Origin of the sequence: Pararhizobium sp. (genome assembly GCF_035497515.1) — a bacterium.
Lineage (GTDB): Bacteria > Pseudomonadota > Alphaproteobacteria > Rhizobiales > Rhizobiaceae > Pararhizobium.
The window spans coordinates 19900-42183 of record NZ_DATJDJ010000166.1; the positions used below are offsets into that span (position 1 = coordinate 19900).

17 protein-coding genes are annotated in these 22284 nt (G+C 61.3%); 10 read left to right on the forward strand and 7 right to left on the reverse strand.

Going from position 1 to position 22284, the window contains the following annotated elements; all coding sequences use genetic code 11:
* Window positions 1-149 precede the first annotated feature (149 nt).
* From VL202_RS16940 to VL202_RS16950, 3 genes are read left to right on the forward strand one after another with little or no spacing between them, the layout of a single operon-like run.
* Window positions 150-1433, forward strand: a complete 1284-nt coding sequence (locus VL202_RS16940) for a glycosyltransferase family 4 protein (protein WP_325465259.1) — start codon at window positions 150-152, stop codon at window positions 1431-1433.
* On the forward strand, window positions 1430-2245 hold the full coding sequence (locus VL202_RS16945) for a WecB/TagA/CpsF family glycosyltransferase (RefSeq protein ID WP_325465260.1): 816 nt from the start codon (window positions 1430-1432) through the stop codon (window positions 2243-2245). Before VL202_RS16940 ends, VL202_RS16945 begins: the two co-directional genes overlap by 4 nt.
* A gap of 11 nt (window positions 2246-2256) precedes the next feature.
* Entirely contained in the window at window positions 2257-3135 is an 879-nt protein-coding gene (locus VL202_RS16950) for a DUF6492 family protein (protein WP_325465261.1), read from the forward strand.
* Window positions 3136-3141: 6 nt separating this feature from the next.
* On the opposite strand, the gene VL202_RS16955 is transcribed toward VL202_RS16950, so the two are convergent.
* Entirely contained in the window at window positions 3142-4407 is a 1266-nt protein-coding gene (locus tag VL202_RS16955) for a lipopolysaccharide biosynthesis protein (protein WP_325465262.1), read from the reverse strand.
* A gap of 184 nt (window positions 4408-4591) precedes the next feature.
* Between VL202_RS16955 and VL202_RS16960 the strand changes: the two genes are divergently transcribed.
* Window positions 4592-6637, forward strand: coding sequence for a GumC family protein (locus tag VL202_RS16960; RefSeq protein WP_325465263.1), 2046 nt, complete (start codon window positions 4592-4594; stop codon window positions 6635-6637).
* A 218-nt stretch (window positions 6638-6855) separates the two neighbouring features.
* Window positions 6856-7755, forward strand: coding sequence for a bifunctional methylenetetrahydrofolate dehydrogenase/methenyltetrahydrofolate cyclohydrolase FolD (gene folD / locus VL202_RS16965; protein WP_325465264.1), 900 nt, complete (start codon window positions 6856-6858; stop codon window positions 7753-7755).
* 23 nt (window positions 7756-7778) lie between these two features.
* On the opposite strand, the gene VL202_RS16970 is transcribed toward folD, so the two are convergent.
* Window positions 7779-8810: a LacI family DNA-binding transcriptional regulator gene (locus VL202_RS16970; protein WP_325465265.1), complete on the reverse strand. Its 1032-nt coding sequence runs from the start codon at window positions 8808-8810 to the stop codon at window positions 7779-7781.
* A 300-nt stretch (window positions 8811-9110) separates the two neighbouring features.
* Between VL202_RS16970 and VL202_RS16975 the strand changes: the two genes are divergently transcribed.
* The 5 genes from VL202_RS16975 to VL202_RS16995 all read left to right on the forward strand — a co-directional run bounded on the left by VL202_RS16975 (window position 9111) and on the right by VL202_RS16995 (window position 15790).
* The gene (locus VL202_RS16975; protein WP_325465266.1) at window positions 9111-10469 is read left to right on the forward strand and encodes an ABC transporter substrate-binding protein; all 1359 of its coding nucleotides are present in this window, start codon (window positions 9111-9113) and stop codon (window positions 10467-10469) included.
* 315 nt (window positions 10470-10784) lie between these two features.
* Entirely contained in the window at window positions 10785-11795 is a 1011-nt protein-coding gene (locus tag VL202_RS16980) for a sugar ABC transporter permease (RefSeq protein WP_325465267.1), read from the forward strand.
* Between the two features lies 1 nt (window position 11796).
* Window positions 11797-12942, forward strand: a complete 1146-nt coding sequence (locus VL202_RS16985) for a carbohydrate ABC transporter permease (protein ID WP_325465268.1) — start codon at window positions 11797-11799, stop codon at window positions 12940-12942.
* A gap of 37 nt (window positions 12943-12979) precedes the next feature.
* Complete coding sequence (locus VL202_RS16990) at window positions 12980-14638, forward strand: alpha-glucosidase (protein WP_325465269.1); 1659 nt, start codon at window positions 12980-12982, stop codon at window positions 14636-14638.
* Window positions 14639-14701: 63 nt separating this feature from the next.
* Window positions 14702-15790, forward strand: a complete 1089-nt coding sequence (locus tag VL202_RS16995; RefSeq protein WP_325465270.1) for a sn-glycerol-3-phosphate ABC transporter ATP-binding protein UgpC — start codon at window positions 14702-14704, stop codon at window positions 15788-15790.
* A gap of 149 nt (window positions 15791-15939) precedes the next feature.
* Here the strand turns inward: VL202_RS16995 and edd are convergent, their stop codons facing one another.
* From edd to VL202_RS17020, 5 genes are all read right to left on the reverse strand, one after another.
* A complete protein-coding gene (gene edd / locus VL202_RS17000) occupies window positions 15940-17760 on the reverse strand; it encodes a phosphogluconate dehydratase (RefSeq protein WP_325465271.1) in 1821 nt (606 codons plus the stop codon).
* 84 nt (window positions 17761-17844) lie between these two features.
* Window positions 17845-18543 carry a 6-phosphogluconolactonase gene (gene pgl / locus VL202_RS17005; protein ID WP_325465272.1) on the reverse strand — a complete coding sequence of 233 codons (699 nt, stop codon included), beginning with the start codon at window positions 18541-18543 and terminating at the stop codon, window positions 17845-17847.
* A gap of 11 nt (window positions 18544-18554) precedes the next feature.
* A complete protein-coding gene (gene zwf, locus VL202_RS17010) occupies window positions 18555-20030 on the reverse strand; it encodes a glucose-6-phosphate dehydrogenase (RefSeq protein ID WP_325465273.1) in 1476 nt (491 codons plus the stop codon).
* A gap of 107 nt (window positions 20031-20137) precedes the next feature.
* Window positions 20138-21424 (reverse strand): FAD-binding oxidoreductase, encoded by a 1287-nt coding sequence (locus VL202_RS17015; RefSeq protein WP_325465274.1) that lies wholly within the window; start codon window positions 21422-21424, stop codon window positions 20138-20140.
* Between the two features lie 16 nt (window positions 21425-21440).
* Window positions 21441-22284, reverse strand: an 844-nt coding sequence (locus VL202_RS17020) for a glutamine synthetase family protein (RefSeq protein ID WP_325465275.1), incomplete at its 5' end; no start/stop codon positions are given.

Here is a 22284-nt window from a genome sequence, read left to right on the forward strand (position 1 = left end):
GTTGAAGACGAGGATTTGAAGAGCACTAAACCAAATCTTCCTAAACAGATGCTGAATTTCCAATTTCGCTTTTGAATGAATGATTTAAAGGTCGTTTTACGTCGCGTTGATACTGTCGCCACAGGTATTCTCAAGTCTCGTGTGGCGACATGCATCTGGTTTTCGTTTCCTCGCTGGTCCCGGTGGAGAACCCTTCATCGGGTTTCGACATTGCAAACCGCGCCGTCCTCGACGGTCTTTGCGCCCTGGGGCACCAGGTCAGTGTCATCGGCTATCTGCAGCCGGGCCAGACCGTGGCGCCGGGTGGAAAGACGCATCTCCTCGGCGAGCTGGAAGTGGCCAATGCCAAGGTTGGCGCATCAACGAAGCTGCGCTGGCTGGCCAAGGCACTGCTGAGCCGCACGACTGTCTCGTCGGCCAAGATGCTGACGGTCGGCTCCGATCGTATGGAAGCAACCCTGCAGGAATTGCAGCCGTTCGATGGCATCATCCTCAATTCCGTGCAATTGCCCGCGGCGTTCGCCTCCGTCTTCCACAGGCATCCGACGATCTACATTGCCCACAATGTCGAGGCGGATTCGGCGCTCGAGAACGCCGAGATCGCCTCCGGCTGGCTTGAACGGATGTTGTTCCGGCGCGAGGCGCGTCATCTCGAGCTGGTCGAAAAGCAGTTGACGCAGGCGGCCTCGACGATCTGGACCTTCGCGGAAGCCGATCGTTTCGGTTTCGGCTATGCGGTCTCCGATCGGGCGGCGGTGCTGCCGCTGATCACCCGCTGGGAGCAGCCGCAGGATCGGATGGGCACGATCGTCGAATACGATCTGGCTCTGATCGGTACCTGGAGCTGGCAGCCCAATCGCATCGGCCTCGACTGGTTCCTCTCAAAGGTCGTGCCGCAATTGCCGGCCGAGATGACCATCGCCATTGCCGGCCAGCTGCCGGCGACACCCTCCGTTTCGCATCCCGGCGTCCGTTTCCTTGGCCGCGTGCCGGATGCGCGTGCCTTTGTCGAGGCTGGTGCCGTCGTTCCGCTGATCAGCCGTGGCGGCACGGGTGTCCAGTTGAAGACGATTGAGACCTTCGAACTCGGCATGCCGAGCGTTGCCACGCGTGCCTCGTTGCGCGGCATCGGCGCGCCGCCGGCAAATTGCTCCGTCACCGACGACCCCGCCGAGTTCGCGCGCCTGCTCACCGAGCGGGTGGCCGAGGTTCGCGGCGGCGATCGCAAGCGCCTGTCCGGCCGGGTTTTCCATCAGGCTCAAAAGGCAAGGCTGCTCGAAACGCTTGCGCAGGGGCTCTCCGGTCTCGGAAAACCCGTCATTGCCAAGGGCTTTGCCTCCAACGGGGAAAATCACGAGCCGGCCCGGACGGCAAAAAAGACAGCCGGTGCGCCATTCGGCTTTGCCGTGCATGAGGGAGGCAAGTCCCGATGAATGTGTTTCCAGAGACATCGATCGTCGCGTCGCAACGCGCGATCCTCGATCTGCCCGTCTGCGATTTCGGCTGGGCGGATGCATTCGCCTTTGCCGATGAGATCGCATCGCTGCCGATCGGCCAGACGGTGATTTCGTTCCTCAATGCCAACAATGCCAACCTGATGATGCGGGATGCGGAATATCGCGCTGTTCTCAGTCGTCAAATCGTCCTTCCGGATGGTCATGGCGTCGATATCGCGTCCTGGCTGTTCCACGGCAAGGTATTCCCGGCCAACCTGAACGGCACCGATTTCGTACCGGGACTGATGACCTACATGACGACGCCGCGCCGCGTGGCGATGATCGGTGCCCGCGCGGATGTGCTGGAACGTGCGGTCGAGGGTTTCCGCAAGCATTCGCCCTGGCATGAATTCATCCCCGTTGCCGATGGATTTTTCGACGAATCCCAGTCCGAGGCGATCATGGCCAAGGTTCGCGAACTCAAGCCGGATATCCTGCTGATCGCCATGGGTAGCCCGAAACAGGAAAAGTGGATCGACCGTCATGTTGGCCCCGGCCATGCACGGCTGGTGATCAGTGTCGGTGCCTTGTTCGATTTCATGGCGGGAGAAGTGCCGCGCGCATCGCTCACCGTCAGGCGTCTGCGCCTGGAATGGCTGCATCGGCTGATCCATGAGCCGGGCCGCCTCTGGCGCCGCTATCTGCTCGGAAATCCGCGCTTCCTGTTTTACATCCTGCGTCATAAACTGCTGCGGAAATCCAATGCTTCGGAGGTCGGCATTCGCCGGTCCGGCTCCAGATTCTTCTGACGGATACCAGTATGCGCACTGCTGTCGTGACAGCGTCCTACGCCAATGATTTCGAGCGTTGCCGCCTGCTGTGCGAGAGCATGGACCTGCGGCTGAAGGGCGATTGGGTCCACTACCTGCTGGTAGCGCCCGTGGACGTCACGTTGTTTCGGCAATTGGAAGGTCCAGACCGGAAAGTCATCAGTGAAAGCGATCTCCTGCCCTGGTGGCTGCGCGCCGTGCCGGATCCAACGACGGCCGGGCGCCGCAAATTGTGGATCAGCCCCTATAGCCTGCCGCTGCGCGGCTGGCAGGCACAGCAGTTGCGGCGGCTCGCGCTCGCGCGGCATATCGATGAGCCCGTGATGTTCGCCGTCGATTCCGATGTCGTCTTCCTGCGCGATTTCGATCCCGCCAATCTCTGGCAGGGCAATCGGCTGACGCTCTATCGCAGGGAGGGCGCCATCGGCCAGCGCATGCGCTCCAACCATCTGGAGTGGCTCGCCCATTCGGACCGGCTGCTTGGCATCGGTCCCTTCAGCCTGCCGGCCAATGATTACATCAACACGCTGATCGCCTGGCGCACGGATACGGCGCGTGCGCTGCTCGACCATATCGAAGCGCTGCACGGCCGCAACTGGGTCCGCGCCATCATCCGCACGCGCCAGTTTTCGGAATGCCTGATCTACGGCCGGTTCGTTGACGAGGTTTTGAAAGGGGAGGGGCATGTGGCCTCGCCCGATGGTCTCTGCCATGTGCTCTGGTTCGAGGACAGCTATACGCGCGATATCAACGGACTTCGTCATTTCATGAACGATATGGCGGCGCATCAGATCGGCATCGGCGTGCAGTCCTTCGTCGGGCACGACCTGACGGACATCCGCAACATCGTTCTCGAACGCGCCGCCTGACTCTTTTCAGATCGCTCGTCCGGATTCGCGGCGCAGAGCGCTGTAGGTGAGAGCGAAGGATGCTGCATAGAGCGCCAGGTAGACACCGTTGAGCAGCGGTGCCCAATAGGCGACATCCGTGCTTGCCTTGAAGAGGACGGTCAGCAGCGCGACCTTGACGATACCAGCAATCACGAGATTGAACATGCGACGTACGGTAAGGCCCGTCGCGTAGAGCAGTTCGGAATGATACTCGACCAGATTGCGAAACGAGGGCACCAGCAGCACCGCCATCAGGAAGGGTGCCGCTTCCGAGACGTTGTTGCCGAGACCACGCGGAAAGATCCAGAGATAGACAGCCATGGCGGCGATCGCCAGGAACGAAACCGCCGCGACCAGCCCCTCGATCGTCAGCCGGGTCCGCCAGGAGTTGATCGTGCCGGGCGTGCGCATGATCTTCTGGACCAGCAGCGTGTTGAACGAGCGCACCGGCAGTGCCGTCAGGTCGGCAAGCCGCATGATGATTGCGTAGATCCCCGAAACTTCCGGCCCGCCGATGGCCAGCACGGCGATCTTGTCGAATTCCGACTGGATATAGAACAGAACCTCGGCGCCCGCGACCGAGACGGAATCCGCCCACCGACGAAAATACAGTTTCGGACGCCAGCGCAACCGCACCTTTGGGAAGAACCAGATAACGGCGATCAGCAGGGCCAGCGCGTTGGCCCCGAGATAAAACAGCGACCATGTCCCGAGCGATGACCAGTGCAACAGCGAAAAGGCGAGCGCCGCGGCGGTGCGGACACCGGTGCCGATGACAACAAGAAGTGCAGCGCGACCGAAGCGGCCGAGACCGTTAAGCACGATGACGACGACTTCCAGCCCGCGCCAGCAGATGATCTCGGCGACCATGAAGGCAAGGAAGACATGAAGTGCGATGTCGCGCACGAAAACAGCGTAGTAGATCGCCAGGCACAGCGCGGCGAGAAGCGGCAGCGAGACAAGTGCTCCGACGATAAAGCCGGCGCTGTAAGTGCCGACCAGCAGCGGCTTGACGGTCGCGACCCGGTAGAGCGGCGACATGAAGCCGAAGGCGAGCACGCGCGAGATCATGATGCCGGCGGCCGACGCTGTGGCGAAGAGGCCGAATTCGGCAATGGAAAGGCCGTTGGCGATGCAGATGAAATAGACAAGCGACAGCACCAGCCGTCCCGCAGACCCACCCGTCATCGAGATATAAGCGTGAATGACGCCGCTGTGGCGCTTGTAGGTTGTCTTGGCAAAATCGATCACGGGGCGGGGTCCAAATGAGCTGTCCCGTTCTAGACCTTAAAGTTTAATGAGCGGTTTGGCCGAGCCTGGTGAAGGCAATTCGCCGCAATTGAAAGGTCGCGTCGTTAACGGTTTGTTTCCCATAAAAACTTAAGCTCCGTTCATATTCATTGGTGTGCCCAATTGCGGGCGTGTGCAGGTCTCGATGTTCGATCCGGATGACAATCAACGGACTACGGTTCGCCGCTCCCTCCTCGATCTCGCATCGAAGGAGCAGGTAACCCCGCGCCGTGCTGATTCGCGGCAGAGCTCCGGCTCGCTGCTCGATCGCTTGTCGAGTTCAACGGCACAACAGCAGGCCGCCCAGCCCACGGCCGAACCGGCGCACCAGCCGAAGGCCGCCGGCCGCCTGTCCTCCTGGTTCAAGGGGGGAGAAAAGAAGAAAACCTCTTCCGAGCCTGAACGTTACGCCGCCGCCCCTGCATCGAAATCCGAATTTTATAGTGACGACATGGGGGATCGTCCCCTGATCGATCTCGCGACGATCCTGACCTCGGTCTGGCAGTTGCGCAAAGCCATCCTGGTCCTGACGGTCGTCGGGGCTGTCGGTGGCGTGCTGGTCGCCATGTCCACTCCCAGCATCTACGTCGCTGAAAGCAAGCTGTACATCGATCCGCGCGAAGTGCGGCTGACGGATTCGGACCTGTCCAAGGAAAGCCTGGCGACCGAGGCGATCCTGGCGCTGATCGACAGCCAGCTCGAAGTGCTGCGGTCACGCACGGTTCTGGAAAAGGTCGCCGTCGATCTGGGTCTCGATCGCGATCCGGAATTCGGTGGAAAGACCGCAAGCAAGGGCGGTCTCGTCGCAGGCGTCGACGTCATCCGCGATATCGTCTCTCCGGGCAAGGGGCATCCCGCGCCGGCCTCCGGGGTCAACCCGCAAACACTGGAGAAACTGAGCGGTGCCGTCTCCGTGTCGCGTGATCCGAAAACCTTCATCGTCACCGTCGAGGTCGAAAGTCGCGAGCCGAAGAAATCTGCGTTGATCGCCAACCGTATCGTTGCAACCTTCCTCAACGAGGAACAGGCCGCCCAGTCCGGATTCTTCCAGCGCACCACGGAGGCGCTCGACAGCCGGCTGGCGGATCTGCGCAAGGAACTCGATGCGGCTGAAACCGCTGTGGAAAAATACAAGGCCGACCACGACATCGTCGGCGCGTCCGGCGAATTGATTTCCGACAAGCAGCTTCTGACGTTGAACGATCAGGTCGGCGCGGTGCGCAGCCGTATTGCCGATGCGCGGGCCAAGGCCGATATCGCCACCAAGACGCGGCTGAACGACGTGCTGAGCGGAGCCTTCCCCGAAGAGTTGAGTTCAGTGACGCTGCAGGAGCTTCGCAAGCAATATTCGCAGGCGCGCGCGCAGCTGAGTTCACTTGATGCGAGCCTCGGCCCGCGCCATCCGCAAAGGTTGGCGGCGGCGCAGGCGCTGGAAGTCGCCCGTTCCGAAATCGGCAATCAACTGCGCCGGATCGAAGCGACATCGCAGACCGAGCTTGATCGCGCGATCCGCACGGAGAAGGACCTTCTGCAGCAGCTTGCCGTTCAAAAGGCGCAGCAGGTCAATTCATCCGCTGGCTTCATCGAGTTGCGCGAACTCGAACGCAAGGCCAATGCGACCCGGACAATCTACGAATCCTTCCTGAAGCGGGCGAGTGAAACCGGCCAGGAAGAAAAACTGACGTCGAAGAATATCCGTGTCATTTCGTCGGCTGAGCCGCCGCTGCAGGCCAATGGTCCGTCGCGCAAGCTGATCGCCATCGGCGGCATGATCGCCGGGTTCATGGCAGGTATCGGGCTCGGTATTGCGGTGGGGGCCTACCGGAGCCTTCGCGACATGTTCCGTCGGTCGAACCGCGCTCCAGACACCGTGCCGGAACGTGATCCTCCTGGTCGCGATGATCATCCGAGTGGTCCGCTTCCCACGCGACGTTTCGAGGAGCCGCTGCCGACCAAATCGGTTGCGCGAACACGCGCACCGTCGCCGCATCATGCCGAGGCGTCTTCGGCGGCGCTGTCGGCTTTTCCTGTGCGGCAACCCGGGACGCCGGACTATGCACGCGATGACCCACGCGAAAACCGTGGTTACGAACGGCAAGATGGCAATGTCGCCAAGGTGCATGCCGATCTTCGCGCGCTGCGTTCCCGCGTCGAGCATTATGCCAGATTGCGAACCGGCACCGGTCGTTAAACCTCTTCGATAAAGGATAATCCGTACCGCGCTCCGATGCGGGTTGCGTCCATCTGCTCAGCAATGCAAGAAAATGAACGACGCTTGACCTTGGCGGTCATCATCGTTCATTCGGGTCTTGATTTATTCGATCTGGACAGCTTAGGACGCTTTGAGGCCATCGATATTGTCCGCCGACACTAGAGTGAAAAAATATAACGACCATCTGGGAGAGCACCGTGACGACCGTGATTGATGGCAAGCAAGTTGCAGCGTCGGTAATCGATGCCGTGAAGACCGCATCCGAGGCGCTGACGAAGGAAACGGGCGTCAAGACGGGCCTCGCCGTCGTCATCGTCGGCAACGACCCGGCCAGCCACGCCTATGTTGGCGCCAAGGGCCGCATGGCGAAGGAATGCGGCTTCACCTCGGTACAGCACACGCTGCCGGATGAGACGACGCAGGAAGAACTGGCCGCGCTGGTCCAGACGCTCAACGACGACGAAGCACTGCACGGCATTCTCGTCCAGCTGCCGCTGCCCAGGCACCTGAATTCCGAGCCGATCATCCAGTCGATCCTGCCTGAAAAGGACGTCGATGGTCTGCATGTGGTCAATGCCGGCAAGCTGGCGACCGGCGATCTCGATGGCGGCCTCGTCTCCTGCACCCCGGCGGGCGCCATGGTCTTCGTCAAGCGCACGCATGGCGAGGATCTGTCCGGCCTCAACGCCGTTGTCATCGGCCGTTCGAACCTGTTCGGCAAGCCGATGGCGCAACTGCTGCTCGCCGCCAATGCGACGGTGACGATCGCCCATTCGCGCACCAAGGACCTGGCCGCCGTCTGCCGTGGTGCCGACATCCTGGTTGCCGCCGTTGGCCGCCCTGAAATGGTCAAGGCGGATTGGGTCAAGCCCGGCGCCACCGTCATCGACGTCGGCATCAACCGTATCGCGGCGCCGGAGAAAGGCGAAGGCAAGTCGCGCCTGGTCGGCGACGTCGCCTTCGAGGAGGCTGCCAAGGTTGCCGGCGTGATTACCCCGGTTCCCGGCGGTGTCGGCCCCATGACCATCGCCATGCTGATGGCCAACACGGTCATCGCCGCCTATCGCAAGGCTGGCAGGAAAGCGCCGAAGTTCTGAACCGACAGGCTTGTTGCTGATCTCTATGATCTCGGAGCAGGGCCTGTGGAAGCCCTGACGATCAGCTCCGTTCGCCAGAGTTCCTGATCCGGATAGTCGTCGGTCTTCAGGATGCGCGAAATCAGTCTTGTGGCGATGCGCGAACCGGCTGCCCGCAGCGACGAGCGCGTCGTCGTCAGCGGAACGCTGAAATTTTCCGGCTTCAACATCGGCAGCACGTCGTCATGGGCAATTAGCGAGATATCGCTGCCGATCTGCAGCCCCGCCTTGTTGATGGCCCGCACCGCGCCGAGTGCCATGACCGTACTGGAACAGAGCACGGCCGTCGGCGGCCGTTCGCTGTCCAGAAACTGCTGCATGGCGCGATGACCATATTCGTCGGTCATCAGCGAGTGCTGCACCAGTCCTTCATCCAGCGCGATGCCGTTTTCCTCCAGCGCCCGCCGCATGCCTTTGGCCCGGCGGATGGCAAAGGTCAGGTTTCCCGGACCATTGATCAGCGCGATCCGCCGGTGGCCAAGCTGGATCAGCAGCCGCGTCGCATCATAGAAGGCGCCGGTGTTGTCGATGTCGAGAAACGGATAATCCGGAGCCTGCCCGATCGCCCGGCCGTGGACGACAAAGGGGATCGACAGCGATTTCAGCATGGCGATGCGCGGATCGTTGGCGCGCACATAGGCGAGGAACAGGGCATCGACATTGCCGCTGGCTGCCAGCCGCTTGAATGTGGTCTCCTCGTCCTCCGGCGAACTCGGATTGATGACGAAATGAAAATCGTGCCGGACGGATTCTTCCCCGAGTCCGGCCAGGAATTCCCCGAAATGCACGTCCGAATCGATGCCCTGCGCGATCGGCATGACCAGGCCGATGGAGCCGGCGCGGCCGGTCGCCAGCCTTTGCGCGGCGCGATTGGGACGATATCCGGTATCGCGCACGGCGCTCAGCACGCGCTGGCGTGTTTCGGCATTGACCTCGGGATAGCCATTGAGCGCCCGGCTGACCGTCGTTTGCGACAGGCCCAGCATCTCCGCCAACTGCTTCAAATTCACGTTCATTGGCAGCGCGCCCTCCCAAAGCGCTTTGATTTCTATTAGAATTTACTATTTTAAAGTCAAGGCGCAAACGATTTTGTAACACTCCATTGCATGGCAACAAAGGAAAATTGCCTTCATTGCGGCGCAAACCTACGCTGCAGTGCATAAATTCGCGGTGTTTTAGCCGATCGTTGGAAAGCACTTGACTTCCTGCCTGTCCAAATGGTTTGTTAGCAAACTCAAAGCGCTTTGAATTCTTACCGGCGCAATGGTGTTCGCCCGACAACAAGATGGGTCGGGTCTTTCTTGGGAGGAAATGACGTGAAAAGAACATTCTTGATGGGAGTGGCAGCGCTTGCGCTTGTGGCTGGTGCCCCAAATGCCGCCGAGCTGAAATTCAAGCCGGGTGAAGATTCCAAGTTCAACTGGTCAAGCTACGAGGAGTTCAAGAAGGGTCACGACCTCAAGGGTCAGACGCTGACCATCTTCGGACCCTGGCGCGGTGAGGACCAGACCCTTGTCGAATCCGTGCTCGACTATTTCCGCGATGCGACCGGCGTCGACGTGAAGTATTCCTCGTCCGAAAACTATGAGCAGCAGATCGTCATCGACACGCAGGCTGGCAGCCCGCCCGATGTCGCCGTCCTGCCGCAGCCCGGCCTCATCGCCGACCTTGCCTCCAAGGGTTATCTGACGCCGCTCGGCGACGACACCAAGAAGTGGCTGCTCGAAAACTATGCCGCTGGCCAGTCCTGGGTCGATCTCTCGACCTATGCCGGCAAGGACGGCAAGAAGGAACTCTACGCTTTTCCCTACAAGATCGACGTGAAGTCGCTTGTCTGGTACGTGCCGGAAAACTTCGAGGATTCGGGCTATGAAGTTCCGAAGACGATGGAAGACCTGAAGGCGCTGACCGAAAAGATCGTCGCCGATGGCGGCACGCCGTGGTGCATCGGTCTGGGTTCCGGCGGAGCGACCGGCTGGCCGGCGACCGACTGGGTCGAAGACATGATGCTGCGCACGCAGCCGGCCGACGTCTATGACAAGTGGGTCACCAACGCGATCCCGTTCAACGATCCGGCTGTCGTCGGCGCCATCGACGAGTTCGGCTGGTTCGCCAAGAACGACAAGAATGTCGATGGCGGTGCCGCCGCCGTTGCCTCTGCCGACTTCCGCGACAGCCCGAAGGGCCTGTTTGCTTCGCCGCCGAAGTGCTATCTGCACCATCAGGCATCGTTCATTCCGTCCTTCTTCCCGGAAGGCACGGTTGTCGGTGAAGACGCCGACTTCTTCTACATGCCGCCTTACGCAAGCAAGCCGGACCTCGGCAACCCCGTCCTCGGTGCTGGCACGCTGGCCATGATCACCAAGGACACGCCGGCCGCCCGCGCCTTCATCGAGTTCCTCGAAACGCCGATCGCACACGAAGTCTGGATGGCTCAGTCGAGCTTCCTGACGCCGCTGAAGAGCGCCAACAAGGAGGCCTATGCCAACGGCCCGATGAAGAAGCAGGGCGAAATCCTGCTCAACGCCACGACCTTCCGCTTCGACGGTTCCGACCTGATGCCGGGCAAGATCGGTGCGGGCGCATTCTGGACCGGTATGGTCGACTATGTCGGCGGCAAGTCGGCGCAGGACGTCGCCGACGGCATCCAGAAGGCATGGGACTCGATCAAGTAAGGTTGGACAGGCTTGTCGCGCGTGAAGCGTAACACTTCTTGAACAGACCGGCCCCGGATCACATCCGGGGCCGGCAAGAAAAAGACTGCCAGGCCTGAAACCCATCGCGCCGCGTCCACCCGGGACGCATCCGACGGTGAGGAAGCCAAGACAATAAGCGCCTTGGAAAAGGGCATCGCTGCCGGTGGGTATCCCACCCGGCAAGGCGGTGGTGCGACCATTCCGATGACGCGTGGAGCCTCCGGCGTCGGGGACCACGCCGCAGAAGGGGCCAGGCCGCGCATCCGGCCTTACATTCCTGGGGAGGAAGTTGCCATGCAGCAGTTGTTATTCGCCATCGCCACGATGGCTGCGGGGGTTCTGGCCTGCGCCGCCTATTTCTTCGGCACGAACTGGATTCTCGACAAGATTTTTCCATCAAAGGGACTGAGCGGCCCGGTCGCCTCGCGCAACCTGCGCATCACCAATGCCATCCGGCCCTGGCTCTTCCTCGGTCCCGCGCTGTTTTCGCTGACCATCTACCTGATCTATCCCGTCATCGCCTCCGTCTGGCTCAGCCTGCATGACAGGGCGGGTGAGAATTTCGTCGGGCTGAACAACTTCATCTGGATGTTCAACGACGGCGAATTCCGCCAGTCGATCTACAACAACTTCCTGTGGCTGCTGGTCGTTCCCGCCGCCGCCACCTTCTTCGGCCTGATCATCGCGGCGCTCACCGATCGCATCTGGTGGGGCAATATCGCCAAGACGCTGATTTTCATGCCGATGGCGATCTCGTTCGTCGGCGCGTCCGTCATCTGGAAGTTCATCTACGACTACCGCGCAGAAGGCACCGAGCAGATCGGTATTTTGAACGCGATCGTCGTCTATTTCGGCGGCTCGCCGGAAGCCTGGGTGACGCTGCCCTTCTGGAACAACTTCTTCCTCATGGTCATCCTGATCTGGATCCAGACCGGCTTCGCCATGGTCATCCTGTCGGCCGCGCTGCGCGGCATTCCGGAAGAGACCGTCGAAGCCGCCGTCATCGATGGTGCCAATGGCCTGCAGATTTTCTTCAAGATCATGATCCCGCAGATGTGGGGCACGATCGCCGTGGTCTGGACCACCATCACCATCCTGGTGCTCAAGGTCTTCGACATCGTGCTCGCCATGACAAACGGGCAGTGGCAAAGCCAGGTTCTCGCCAATCTCATGTTTGACTGGATGTTCCGCGGGGGCGGTGACTTCGGTCGTGGTGCTGCGATCGCCGTCATCATCATGGTTCTGGTGATCCCGATCATGATCTGGAACATCCGCAATGCTACCAAGGAAATGGAGGGCCATTGAGATGATTGCTTCTTCCCGCTCGCCGCTCGTCTGGATCGTTCATCTCTCCGTCATCCTCCTGGTCGTGCTCTGGACCTTGCCGACCGCCGGCCTTTTGATCTCGTCGCTGCGTGACAAGGACCAACTGGCCGTCTCCGGCTGGTGGACGGCCCTTTCCACCTCGTCGCAGAACCTGACCGGCCGTGCAGCCTCGCCGGAAACGCAAGTCGAACGTGACGGCAAGTTCGTCATCACCGGCAATCTGCTGGAGGACGGCAATGCAAAGGTTTCGGCCTTCGGTTTCCGGCCGCTGCAACCCACCGCATTCGTGGTCGGCACGCCCGCCGACATCGGCGACGGCCAGACCCTGACCGTCAAGGACGACGGCAGCTACGAAATCGTCTCGCCGACCCGCATGGAAGGCACGCGCGGCCAGCGCATCTTCTATACCGCCGCCGTTCCGCCGCGCTTCACCTTCGACAACTACCGGGAGGTCATGCAGGCGGAGGGAATCGGCGCGTCCTTTATCAACTCGCTGACCGTCGCCATTCCGGCAACCATCATCCCTATCCTGGTCGCCGCGTTTGCAGCCTATGCACTCGCCTGGATGAAGTTTCCCGGCCGCGCGATCCTGATTGCCGTCGTCGTCGGGCTTCTGGTCGTGCCGCTGCAGATGTCGCTGATCCCGCTGCTGAAGCTCTACAACGGCGTTGGTGCCTTCCTCGGTGTGCCCGCCAAGACCTATGTCGGTATCTGGCTGGCGCATATGGGTTTCGGCCTGCCGCTGGCGATCTACCTGCTGCGCAACTACATGGCCGGCCTGCCGCGCGAGATCATGGAATCGGCACGGGTGGACGGCGCAAGCGATTTCGATATCTTCATCAAGATCATCTTGCCGCTGTCCTTCCCGGCGCTCGCCTCCTTCTCGATCTTCCAGTTCCTATGGACATGGAACGACCTTCTGGTCGCCATGGTCTTCCTCGGCACTGGCAATAACGAACTGGTTCTGACCGGGCGTCTCGTCAACCTCTTGGGGTCGCGCGGCGGCAACTGGGAAATCCTGACGGCATCGGCCTTCATCACCATCATCGTGCCCCTGATCGTCTTCTTCACGCTGCAGCGCTATCTGGTGCGCGGCCTGCTGTCAGGCTCGGTCAAGGGCGGCTGATATTTTTCAAATCCAAGGGACTTCTACAGAAATGAATATGAGCATGACCCAGGCAAGTGGTTCGACATTGCAGGCCGACCGGGACTGGTGGCGGGGCGCGGTGATCTACCAGATCTATCCGCGTTCCTACCAGGATTCGAACGGCGACGGCATCGGCGACCTGAAGGGGATCACCGCGCGGCTGCCGCATGTCGCCTCGCTGGGTGTCGATGCGATCTGGATTTCGCCGTTCTTCACCTCGCCGATGAAGGATTTCGGTTATGACGTGTCGAACTATACCGGCGTCGATCCGATCTTCGGCCTGCTTGTCGATTTCGATGAACTGATTGCCGAGGCGCACCGGTTGGGTATCCGCGTCATGATCGATCTGGTCCTGTCGCACACGTCGGACCAGCATCCCTGGTTCGTCGAAAGCCGCTCCAGCCGCTTCAATCCGAAGGCCGACTGGTACGTCTGGTCGGACTCCAAGCCGGACGGCACGCCGCCGAACAACTGGATGTCGATCTTCGGCGGCTCGGCCTGGCAATGGGACCCGACGCGGCTGCAATATTACATGCACAACTTCCTGACCTCGCAGCCGGACCTCAATCTCCACAATCCGGAAGTGCAGGATGCGCTGCTGGCCGTCGAGCGCTTCTGGCTGGAGCGCGGTGTCGACGGTTTCCGGCTGGATACGATCAACTTCTACTTCCACGACCTGGAACTGCGCGACAATCCGGCGCTGGCTCCGGAACGCCGCAATGCCAATACCGCGCCGGCCGTGAATCCCTATAACTATCAGGAACATCTCTACGACAAGAACCGGCCGGAAAACCTGGAATTCCTCAAGCGCTTCCGCGCCGTGATGGACGAATTCCCGGCGATCGCCGCCGTCGGCGAGGTGGGCGACAGCCAGATTGGTCTCGAGATTGCCGGCCAGTACACATCCGGCAACGACATGATGCACATGTGCTACGCCTTCGAATTCCTGGCGCCCGATCCGCTGACACCGGCAAGCATCGCGCAGGTGCTGCACGATTTCGCCCGGGCGGCACCGGAAGGCTGGGCCTGCTGGGCCTTCTCGAACCATGACGTGGTGCGCCATGTCAGTCGCTGGGGCATCGGCATTACCGATCAGGATACGTATGCGAAATTCCTCGTAAGCCTGCTGACGACGCTGCGCGGTTCGGCCTGCATCTATCAGGGCGAGGAACTGGGCCTGACGGAAGCCGATCTTGCCTTCGAGGACCTGCAGGATCCCTACGGCATCCAGTTCTGGCCGGATTTCAAAGGCCGCGACGGCTGCCGCACGCCGATGGTCTGGGACAAGGATGCCGTCAATGGCGGCTTCGGCGAGGGCAAGCCCTGGCTACCGGTGCCGAAGGAGCATCTTGAGCGGGCCGTCTCGGTGCAGGAATTGGACCAGCAATCGGTGCTCAATCATTACCGGCGCTTCCTGGCATTTCGCAAACAGCACGCGGCTTTTGCCAAGGGCGAGATCGAGTTCCGGCCCTATACCGCGCCCGTGCTCGGCTTCGAGCGGACATTCGGCAACGAGGCGATCCTCTGCCTGTTCAACATGAGCGGCGAGCCGACGAGTGTCGAGCGGCCGATCGAACGGCTGGAGGTTCTCGATGGTCACGGCTTCGCATCGCAGTTGATGGACGACAGGATCACGCTTCCGGCCTGGAGTGGGTTCTTTGCCCGTGTCGAATAAATCGGATCAAGCCGGCCCGCGCAAAGGTCCGGCCAAAAATGAGAGAATGAAGGGGAGGATGACATGGCAGGTCTGCAACTGAAGAATATCCGCAAGTCCTACGGTGCGGTGGATGTCATCCATGGCATCGATCTCGATATCAGGCAGGGCGAATTCGTCGTCTTCGTCGGCCCGTCCGGCTGCGGAAAGTCCACCCTGCTGCGCATGATCGCCGGTCTTGAGGAAATCTCCGGCGGCGAGATGTATATCGCCGATCGCCTCGTCAACGACGTACCCCCTTCGCAACGCGGCATTGCCATGGTCTTCCAGTCCTATGCGCTCTATCCGCACATGACGGTCTACGACAACATGGCGTTTGGCATGCGCATCGCCAAGGAGAGCAAGGAGGAGATCGATCGCCGCGTCCGTTCCGCCGCCGATATCCTGCAACTCACCAAATATCTCGACCGCCTGCCCAAGGCGCTCTCCGGCGGTCAACGCCAGCGCGTCGCCATCGGTCGCGCCATTTGCCGTGACCCCAAGGTCTTCCTGTTCGACGAACCGCTGTCGAACCTTGACGCGGCACTGCGTGTCGCCACCCGCATCGAGATCGCCAAGCTGAATGAGTCGATGCCGGATACGACGATGATCTACGTCACCCACGACCAGGTGGAGGCGATGACGCTCGCCGACCGCATCGTCGTCCTCTCGGCCGGCCATATCGAGCAGGTCGGCCCGCCGCTGGAGCTTTACGAGCGCCCGGCCAACCTCTTCGTCGCCCGCTTCATCGGCTCGCCGGCGATGAACATCATTCCCGCGAGGATCGTTGCCACAGGCGCTGAAACGACGGTCGAACTGCCCGGCGGAAAAACGGATGTCCTCGACATTCCAACAACTGCATCTGAAAACGGCAAGTCGGCCAGCTTCGGCGTCCGTCCGGAGGACCTGCGTGTCTCCACCGGCGACAGCTTCCTGTTCGAAGGCACAGTGGCGATCATCGAAGCACTTGGCGAAGTCACGCTTCTCTATATCGAAGGCCTGGTCGCCAACGAGCCGATTATCGCCAAGGTGCCCGGTATCCTCGATATCAAGCGCGGCGAAAAGGTCCGCTTCACCGCGGACAAGGCCAAGCTGCATTTGTTCGATGCGAACGGCAAGACGTATCGCGTCTGAGCCGAACCGACCTGAGCTCAAAGCCCGTCTGGATTACGGTTCAGGCAGGCTTTCTCATGATCTAGCTGAAACTGAGATGTCGAAATTACTTCCTCTCCCGCAAGAGGAGAGTTAAAAGCGGCGCCTTCCTGCTAGGCCCCCACGTCCTCTCAGTGAAAAAACACGCTGGCGCCGTGCTCCGCCGAACCCACGGCCGCGCGGAACGGGGCGAACATCTCGCGGCCCATGCCGAAATCGTTCCCGGACAGGTCTGCTTCCGCCGGCGTACGTTCGGCAAGCTCGCTCGCGTCGACCAGCACCTGGATCGTACCGTGCACGGCGTCGAGACGAATGATGTCGCCTTCGCGGATCTTGGAGATCGGGCCGGCGTCCTTGGCCTCCGGCGTCATGTGGATCGCCGACGGAACCTTGCCGGAGGCGCCGGACATGCGGCCATCGGTGACGAGGGCGACGGTCTGGCCGCGGTCCTGCAGGATGCCGAGCACGGTGGTCAGCTTGTGCAGTTCCGGCATGCCGTTGGCCTTCGGACCCTGGAAGCGGACGACGGCGATGAAGTCGCCTTCGAGCTTGCCGTCCTTGAAGGCCGTTTGCAGTTCCGATTGATCGTGGAAGATCTTGGCCGGCGCCTCGATGATGTGGCGCTCCGGCTTGACCGCCGAAATCTTGATGACGGCCTTGCCGAGATTGCCGGACAGCATCTTCAGGCCGCCCGAATGCTGGAAGGGGTGCTCGACGGTCGAGAGCACCTTCGGGTCGTGGCTGACCTCGGGGGCCGGTTCGCGGGCCACCGTGCCGTTCTCGCCGAGCTTCACGTCGATCGCATAGGCATCGAGCCCCTGGCCAAAGACGGTGCGCACGTCGTTATGCAGCAGGCCGTGCTTCAGAAGCTGGCTGATCAAATAGCCCATGCCACCGGCTGCGTGAAAATGGTTCACGTCGGCAAGACCGTTCGGATAGACGCGGGCAAGCAGCGGGATGATGTCAGACAGTTCTGATATATCCTGCCAGGTCAGCGCGATGCCGGCCGAGCGGGCCATGGCGACGAGATGCATCGTGTGGTTGGTCGAGCCGCCGGTGGCATGCAGGCCGACGACGCCGTTGACGATCGAGCGTTCGTCGATCATTTCGCCGGCCGGCGTGTATTCGTTGCCGAGCGCGGTGATGGCGAGCGCCCGCTTGGTGGCTTCGCGGGTGAGCGCATCGCGCAGCGGCGTACCCGGATTGATGAAGGAGGCGCCGGGCAGGTGGAAGCCCATGATCTCCATCAGCATCTGGTTGGAATTGGCGGTGCCGTAGAAGGTGCAGGTGCCGGGGCCGTGATAGGACTTCGATTCCGCCTCGAGCAACTCCTCGCGGCCGACCTTGCCTTCGGCGAAGAGCTGGCGGACGCGGGATTTCTCGTCGTTCGGCAGGCCGGATGTCATCGGGCCGGCGGGAATAAAGACGGCCGGCAGGTGGCCGAAGGTCATGGCGGCGATCATCAGGCCGGGCACGATCTTGTCGCAGACGCCGAGATAGACGGTACTGTCGAACATGTTGTGGGACAGGCCGACACCGGCAGCCATGGCGATCAGGTCGCGGGAAAACAGCGACAGTTCCATGCCCGGCTGCCCTTGTGTGACGCCATCGCACATGGCCGGGACCCCGCCGGCCACCTGAGCCACGCCGCCCGCTTCATGGGCCGCCTGGCGGATCAGCGCCGGATAGGTCTCGAACGGCTGGTGAGCCGAAAGCATGTCATTATAAGAGGTGATGATGCCGAGGTTAGGCACCTCGTCGCCCGAAAGGGCTGTTTTCTCAGAGGGGGAACAGACGGCGAAGCCATGCGCGAGGTTGCCGCAGCCGAGAACCGAACGCGTCACCCGCTTGGAAGCGGCAGAGCGGATGCGGGCGAGATAGGGCTCGCGGTAGGGTTTCGAGCGTTCGATGATGCGGGCGGTGATCGCGGTTATGCGGCTGTCGGCGGACATGACAATCCTGTTCCGGAGTGTACGCCACTCCTGTGATCTCACATGGTTTCGGTCAACCGGGTCTTGGGTCCCCGGATCTGTGTGTCAGGCGGCCCAGTAGATCTGGAGTGGCGAGGCGGCCCGGCGCAGGACCGCGCGGACCGGCATCTCGGCCTCGTCTCCGGACGCTTCGGCCTGAGCGAGAACATCCTTCTTGGCCGCCCCTTCGATATGAAGCACCAGAAGTCGGGCATCCTGAAGGCTGGAAAAGGTAAAGGTCAGGCGCGGCTCGCCGGCGCCATCTGCTTCCATGGTCATGACGCCACGCGGCGTTGACGGATCAAGCGCCTCGGAGAGCCGCGAGCCGCCGGGAAAGAACGAGGCCGTATGGCCGTCGCCACCCATGCCGAGGATGACGACATCGAACGGCGTGCCGAAGTCGGAGGTCTCTCTGCTCGCAGCAGCGGCCGATTCCTCGGCCGTCGCCGTGGGATAATAAAGCGGCTGAAAGATTGCCTTGGCCGCAGCGTTGACAAGCAGGTTGTCCTTGACGAGCTTCTCGTTGGAACGGTCGCTGTCCGGCTCGACGAAACGTTCGTCGACCAGGGTCACGGTGACTTTCTCCCAGTCAATCGGCTCTGCCGACAATGCCTTGAAAAAGGCTTTCGGGGTCGAACCGCCGGAAACGGCGATGCAGGCTTCGCCGCGTGCCGCCACAGCTTGCGAAAGTGCCAAGGCCACGTCAGTGGCCAGTCCTTCCGCAAGAGCGGCGCCATTGTCGAATACATGCATCGCAGTCGTCATCGCATTCGTCCTCAGATCACTTCATGCCAGGTGCGACCGTCGCGTTCGATCAGTGCGATGGCCTGGCTCGGGCCCCAGGTGCCGGCCGTATAGGCCTGGACCTGCTGGTTCACCGCTTCCCACGACTTCAGGATCGGATCGACCCACTTCCATGCGGCCTCGACCTCGTCGCGGCGCATGAACAGTGTCTGGTTGTTGCGCACCACGTCAAGCAGCAGGCGTTCGTAGGCGTCGGCGCTGCGGGCGTTGAAGGCCTCGGCAAAGGTCATGTCGAGCGAGACGTTGCGCAGCCGCATGCCGCCCGGACCCGGATCCTTGATCATCAGCGACTGCTTGACGCCTTCGTCCGGCTGGAGGCGGATGATCAACTGGTTGGCCGCGATGCGGCCGGCGGCCTCGTCGAAGATCGAGTGCGGGATCGGCTTGAAGGTGATGACGATTTCCGACATGCGGCCGGCCATGCGCTTGCCCGTGCGGATGTAGAAGGGTACGCCGGCCCAGCGCCAGTTGTTGACCTCGGCCTTGATGGCGACGAAGGTTTCCGTGTTGGAAACGCCGCCTTCCAGTTCCTCGAGGTAACCCTTGACCGCACCACCGGCGGAAGCGCCGGCCTTGTACTGGCCACGAACGGTCATCTTCTCGACATTGCCGGGGGTGATCGGCTTGAGCGCGCGCAGCACCTTCAGCTTTTCGTCGCGCACGGCCTCCGCGTTCATCGACGGCGGCACTTCCATGGCGACGAGGCAGAGCAGCTGGAGGATATGGTTCTGCACCATGTCGCGCAGCGCGCCGGCCTTGTCATAGTAGCCGGCGCGGCTTTCCAGGCCAACGGATTCGGCAACGGTGATCTGCACATGGTCGATATAGGACGAGTTCCACAAGGGCTCGTAGAGAGCGTTGGCAAAGCGCAGCGCCATCAGGTTCTGCACGGTTTCCTTGCCGAGATAGTGGTCGATGCGGAAGATCTGTTCTTCCCTGAAGACCCTGCCGATCGTGTCGTTGAGTTCGAGCGCCGAGGCGAGATCACGGCCGATCGGCTTTTCAACGACGATGCGGGTCGATTTGGTGATCAGCTTGTGGTCGCGGATCTTCTCCGAGATGTCGCCGAAGATGCCAGGTGCTACGGCGAGGTAGAAGGCGCGCACGCGCTCCTTGCCTTCATCCAGCAGCGCCTTCAGCTTGTCCCAGCCGTTGTCCGACTTGGCATCGACGGAAATATAGAACAGGCGCTCGGTAAAGATCTTGACCTGCGCCTCGTCGAATTCATCCTTCTTCAGGTGTTCCTTGAGCGCGTCGGTGGCGAACTTGCGGTATTCCTCGTGGCTCAGCGCACTGCGCGATGCGCCGATGATGCGGGTCGGATCGCTCAACTGTCCATCGAGCTGGCGATGATAGAGGGCGGGAAGCAATTTGCGTTCGGCAAGGTCGCCGGTGCCTCCGAAAACCACATAGTCAAAGGGTTCCACAGGGATGATCTGGCTGCTCATGAGAAATCTCGATCTCGTTCTAGTCTGAGGAGTGTATAATCTAATCGATTTAAAAGCGAAAGGGTGCGACGCAACAAAATGAAGATTGCCGCATCCGAAGGTCGCTTTTAGAACTTGTCGCGCAGGGCATACCAGCTGAGCGCGAGGAACAAAAGCACGGAACGGAACCGCGAGCCTCCGGGGAATGCCGGTATGTCCAGCTCTTTGAAAAGATCGAGGTCAGAACGGTTTCCGGTGACGAGGTCGGCGTAGAGCTTGCCACAATAATTTGACAGCATGACGCCATGGCCGGAATAACCGCCAATCGAGGTCACGCCCGGCATCACCTCGCGCACGAAAGGCTGGCGGGGCATGGTAATGCCGACGGAGCCGCCCCAGGCATGGGTGATCTCGATATCGGCAAGGGCGGGGTAGATTTCGCTGATCTGCCGGCGGATATGGGCGGAAATTTCGCGTGGATTGTCCGCCGTATAGGCTTCGCGACCGCCGAACAGCAGTCGTCCGTCACGGGATTTGCGGAAATAGCGCACGACGAAACGCGAATCGGCGACGGCTTCGCCGCCCGGCAGGATGTCGGGAAAATCGCTCAGCACGCGGGTCGCGCCGATGAAGGAGCGAATCGGCATGACATGGCGCGCGGTGACGGGTTCGAGATTGCCGATATAACCATTGCAGGCAATCAGCGCCCGATCGGCCCGGATGGTCCCGTGATCGGTCTCGATGCTCACCTTGCCGCCGGCCTGGGTGATCTTGAGCGCCTTGGTTTGTTCATGAAGCGAAGCGCCGGCCAAGGCCGTCTGCTTTGCCAGCCCGATCAGCAGTTTCATCGGCTGGATATGGCCGGTGCCGGTGTCGCGAATGCCGAACAGGTAGCGCATCGAACCCAACCGGGAGACGGTCTCGTCCCGGTCCATGAAAGCCTGATGCGTGTATCCGTAGCGCGATGCAGCGATCTCGACGCTTTCGCGATAATCCTTCTCGTGGCTCGGCTTATGGCAGACATTCATCTGCCCCGGCACAAATTCGATATCGATGCCGTGGCTGGAGGAAAAGTCGAGAAGATATTTCTTGGCGTCCTCGGCGAGATCGAACAGCGCCTTGGAGCGTTCGAAGCCGAGGCTACCCTCAAGCTCCTCCGGCGACCAGCGCTGGCCGGTGCCGAGTTGGCCGCCGTTGCGGCCGGATGCGCCGTCGCCGAAGCGACAGGCGTCGATCAGCGTCACCCGCACGCCTTTCGACGCCAGGTTATAAGCGGCTTGCAGGCCGGTAAATCCGCCGCCGACAATGGCGACATCAGTATCGACCGAGCCGGGAAGGGCCGGATAGTCCGGCCGTTCCGGCGCATTGGCTTCATACCAGGAGTAACCGGGCGAGATCGGGCTTTGCCAGGGCATGGCCGCGCCTTTCCTGTCAGACATTGAGAAGCAGGTATTCGCGTTCCCAGGGGCTGATCACCTGCATGAAGGTCTCGAATTCGCCCCGCTTCACGCCGCCATAGATGGCGATGAATTCGGGGCTGAAGATCTCCGCGAGCGCGGGCTCCGATTCGAGCAGTGAAATAGCTTCGAGCAGGCCGCGCGGCAGGTCGATCGTGCCGCCATTGGCCGTGTCCTCCGCCGGTGCCGAGGGTTCGAGTCCCTGGACGATGCCGAGATAGCCGCAGCCGAGCGAGGCCGCCAGCGCCAGATAGGGATTGGCGTCGGAACTCGGCAGCCGGTTTTCCACGCGGCGAGCAGCGGAATCCGATACAGGAACCCGGAATGCCGTCGTCCGGTTGTCGTAGCCCCAGGCATTGTTGACCGGAGCGGACATGTCGGGCGTCAGGCGGCGGTAGGAATTCACGTAGGGCGCCATCATCGACAGGGTCTTCGGCACGTATTTCTGCATGCCGCCGATGAAGGCGAAAAACTCCTTCGACGCTGTTCCGTCGGCATTGGAAAACAGGTTGCGTCCAGTGTTGATCTCGACGATCGACTGGTGGATGTGCATGGCGGAGCCCGCCTGGCCCTGCATCGGCTTGGCCATGAAGGTGGCGTAGATACCATGCTTCAAGGCGGCCTCGCGGATGGTGCGCTTGAACAGGAACACCTGGTCGGCAAGCTCGATCGGATCACCATGGCGAAGGTTGATTTCGAGTTGTGCTGGTCCTTCCTCATGGATCAGCGTGTCGATCTCCAGGCCCTGCTTTTCGGAGAAATGATAGATGTCGTCGATCAGTTCGTCGAATTCGTTGACGCCGGCGATCGAATAGCCC

Bases quoted from the DNA above. Each gene is read 5' to 3' on its own strand.
- VL202_RS16940 (WP_325465259.1), top strand. From the start codon at position 150: ATGCATCTGGTTTTCGTTTCCTCGCTGGTCCCGGTGGAGAACCCTTCA.
- VL202_RS16945 (WP_325465260.1), top strand. From the start codon at position 1,430: ATGAATGTGTTTCCAGAGACATCGATCGTCGCGTCGCAACGCGCGATC.
- VL202_RS16950 (WP_325465261.1), top strand. From the start codon at position 2,257: ATGCGCACTGCTGTCGTGACAGCGTCCTACGCCAATGATTTCGAGCGT.
- VL202_RS16960 (WP_325465263.1), top strand. From the start codon at position 4,592: ATGTTCGATCCGGATGACAATCAACGGACTACGGTTCGCCGCTCCCTC.
- VL202_RS16970 (WP_325465265.1), bottom strand. From the start codon at position 8,810: ATGAACGTGAATTTGAAGCAGTTGGCGGAGATGCTGGGCCTGTCGCAA.
- VL202_RS16980 (WP_325465267.1), top strand. From the start codon at position 10,785: ATGCAGCAGTTGTTATTCGCCATCGCCACGATGGCTGCGGGGGTTCTG.
- VL202_RS16985 (WP_325465268.1), top strand. From the start codon at position 11,797: ATGATTGCTTCTTCCCGCTCGCCGCTCGTCTGGATCGTTCATCTCTCC.
- VL202_RS16990 (WP_325465269.1), top strand. From the start codon at position 12,980: ATGAGCATGACCCAGGCAAGTGGTTCGACATTGCAGGCCGACCGGGAC.
- VL202_RS16995 (WP_325465270.1), top strand. From the start codon at position 14,702: ATGGCAGGTCTGCAACTGAAGAATATCCGCAAGTCCTACGGTGCGGTG.
- edd (WP_325465271.1), bottom strand. From the start codon at position 17,760: ATGTCCGCCGACAGCCGCATAACCGCGATCACCGCCCGCATCATCGAA.
- pgl (WP_325465272.1), bottom strand. From the start codon at position 18,543: ATGACGACTGCGATGCATGTATTCGACAATGGCGCCGCTCTTGCGGAA.
- zwf (WP_325465273.1), bottom strand. From the start codon at position 20,030: ATGAGCAGCCAGATCATCCCTGTGGAACCCTTTGACTATGTGGTTTTC.
- VL202_RS17015 (WP_325465274.1), bottom strand. From the start codon at position 21,424: ATGCCCTGGCAAAGCCCGATCTCGCCCGGTTACTCCTGGTATGAAGCC.